The sequence below is a fragment of the Albidovulum sp. genome (assembly GCF_049646345.1).
In the GTDB taxonomy this organism is placed as follows: domain Bacteria; phylum Pseudomonadota; class Alphaproteobacteria; order Rhodobacterales; family Rhodobacteraceae; genus Albidovulum.
In genome coordinates this window covers 1-2385 of the sequence record NZ_JBARVQ010000742.1, presented here as the reverse complement: position 1 = coordinate 2385, position 2385 = coordinate 1, and the positions used below count along the sequence as shown (strand labels likewise).

General features: G+C 60.0%; 5 protein-coding genes. All 5 read left to right on the top strand.

Annotated features, from left to right (window positions below):
* The coding region (locus tag WBB85_RS19460) for a hypothetical protein (RefSeq protein ID WP_432640246.1) at positions 1-336 on the top strand (336 nt) is incomplete at its 5' end.
* Positions 333-662, top strand: a complete 330-nt coding sequence (locus tag WBB85_RS19455; RefSeq protein WP_432640245.1) for a hypothetical protein — start codon at positions 333-335, stop codon at positions 660-662. The genes WBB85_RS19460 and WBB85_RS19455, both read left to right, overlap by 4 nt.
* The gene (locus WBB85_RS19450) at positions 659-973 is read left to right on the top strand and encodes a hypothetical protein (RefSeq protein WP_432640244.1); all 315 of its coding nucleotides are present in this window, start codon (positions 659-661) and stop codon (positions 971-973) included. Before WBB85_RS19455 ends, WBB85_RS19450 begins: the two co-directional genes overlap by 4 nt.
* A gap of 3 nt (positions 974-976) precedes the next feature.
* Positions 977-1753, top strand: coding sequence for a succinate dehydrogenase iron-sulfur subunit (locus tag WBB85_RS19445; RefSeq protein WP_432640243.1), 777 nt, complete (start codon positions 977-979; stop codon positions 1751-1753).
* A gap of 196 nt (positions 1754-1949) precedes the next feature.
* On the top strand, positions 1950-2385 hold a 436-nt coding region (locus WBB85_RS19440), incomplete at its 3' end, for a hypothetical protein (RefSeq protein ID WP_432640242.1).

Genomic DNA, 2385 nt, shown 5'->3' with positions numbered 1-2385 from the left:
GTGCGAACCTATACCTATGGCACGCCGCCGACGGCGACTGTGCCAGCCAAGCCCCGATACACCGACCGTCAGCGCGGGGCGGCAGCCCTTTCCGGTGGGGCGGGCTATCACGGTGCCTATCTCGAAGGCGGCACGGGTATGTCGTATGCCGCGCCGTCGGCGACGCCCGTAAAAGTACCGAAGACGCCGAAGGGCAAATTGCCTTTGCCTGTTCAGTATCCGCTGCTGCCCGGCGACACAGAGCTTTGGCCGACACTAAGCCGGGAACAGCAAGATCGCGCGATGCTGTTCCTCCAGGACGGCTCCACCATCCGCGCCTCATTGAGGACTGAATGATGACCTTTCGTCTGCTGACTGCCCTCGCTTTCGTCACCTCCTTGCCCGGCTGTGCCGGTGTCATCGTCGCCGATGCCAGCAAGAATGAAGCGCGCGCCGCCATCGCCAAGGTGATGGCAGAGGACCGCCCCGGTATCGACGCTGAAGCAGCGGGCAAATGCGTGCAGAAGGCGATGAGCATTGTCGAAACGGTGCAGCTTGGTACCGCTGACAACTACAAGGCTGTCTCGGCGGCGAACCGTGAAAAGATCCGTACTTACGCGGCGCGGCCCGAGGCGGTTGCCTGCCTCGACGCCTTGCCGGTGACGGAAGAGGTGGCCGGGTGACGGTTCTCGCCGCCAATATCGTTCCACTCAGCGCTCTTGCAGCGGCTGTTCTGCTTGCGGCCTGCGGTCCTATGTCGGTCGAGCGGGCGGAAGAGGCGTGCTATGAGCGCGCCCGCCTTGCCGCAGGGCCGCGCGGAATGGTCGCCGTGGGTGCCGGATCGGGCGGGCCCGCCAGCAAGGTACGGCTGACGGTGTCCTCCGAATGGCTTCAGGGCAAGGACCCCGCAGCGCTCTACAATTCCTGCGTCTACAAGAAATCGGGTCAGCCGCCGCGCCGGCCACTCTATGACCGCCCCGATTGGAAGGGATAAGACATGGTCCAGTTCACGCTTCCCAAGAATTCGAAAATCCGCACCGGCAAGACCTGGCCGAAACCGTCGGGTTCGAATATCCGCAAGTTCCAGATCTATCGCTGGGACCCAGATACCGGTGAGAACCCGCGCGTCGATACCTATTTCCTCGACATGGACACTTGCGGGCCGATGATCCTCGACGCGCTGATCAAGATCAAGAATGAGATCGACCCGACCCTGACCTTCCGCCGCTCCTGCCGCGAGGGCATCTGTGGGTCCTGCGCGATGAATATCGACGGGATCAACACACTCGCCTGTATCTATGGCCTTGATGAGGTGAAGGGCGATGTGAAGATCTATCCGCTGCCGCATATGCCGGTGGTGAAGGACCTGATCCCCGATCTCACGCATTTCTACGCCCAGCACGCCAGCATCATGCCGTGGCTGGAGACCAAGACCAACCGCCCGGCCAAGGAGTGGCGTCAATCGATCGATGACCGCAAGAAACTCGACGGGCTTTATGAATGCGTGATGTGCGCCTCCTGCTCCACCTCCTGCCCGAGCTATTGGTGGAACGGCGACCGTTACCTTGGCCCGGCAGCACTGCTGCATGCCTATCGCTGGATCATCGACAGCCGGGATGAGGCGACGGGCGAGCGGCTGGACGATCTGGAAGACCCGTTCAAGCTTTATCGCTGCCACACGATCATGAACTGCGCCAAGACCTGCCCGAAGGGGCTGAATCCGGCCAAGGCGATTGCCGAGATCAAGAAGATGATGGTCGAACGGGTGGTCTGACCCCCCCCGGCTTGCAACCGGCCCGACATCGCCGCAGACCCTATCGGTCTGCGGCTTTTTCTTGCGCCGGTGACGGTGCGGCACGCGTCAGGTTCGGCGGTAAAACCGATCATACATCGGAAAACGCCTTGTTTCCGTCAAGTTTCTCCCGCAAAAGATGATCCGTTAGAGGGTAGGCAAGCTTAGGGTTGGCATTATGGGAACGGCATTTGAGATTACTATAGACGACACTCCGACCAACGGTGCAAATCCATGGATAGACTCTCTCGTCTGGGGCGGGGCTTGGGATGATTTCGATGGCGGCAAGGTCACGATTTCCTATGCAACTACGGCTGGCACAAATTCTGACTGGTTCAGTGGCAGGTCGATGTCATGGACAAGTGCGGAACAGCAGATGATCGAACGCGCCACCAAGGCGTGGGAGAAGGTTGCGAACATCGATTTTGTCAAAACTTTTGCCAGTAACGCCGATGCGCAGATGTGGAAAGTTACCGACAGTCAGATCGGGGGATCTTTGGGATTCTCGGAAGTGCCCGGTTATGCCTATGACAATCCTCTGATGTTTGCCGTGAACGGACAGGATTCCGCCTGGACGGATGGTTTGAACAAGGGCGGTTACGGCTATCTGACCC

Bases quoted from the DNA above. Each gene is read 5' to 3' on its own strand.
- WBB85_RS19455 (WP_432640245.1), top strand. From the start codon at position 333: ATGATGACCTTTCGTCTGCTGACTGCCCTCGCTTTCGTCACCTCCTTG.
- WBB85_RS19445 (WP_432640243.1), top strand. From the start codon at position 977: ATGGTCCAGTTCACGCTTCCCAAGAATTCGAAAATCCGCACCGGCAAG.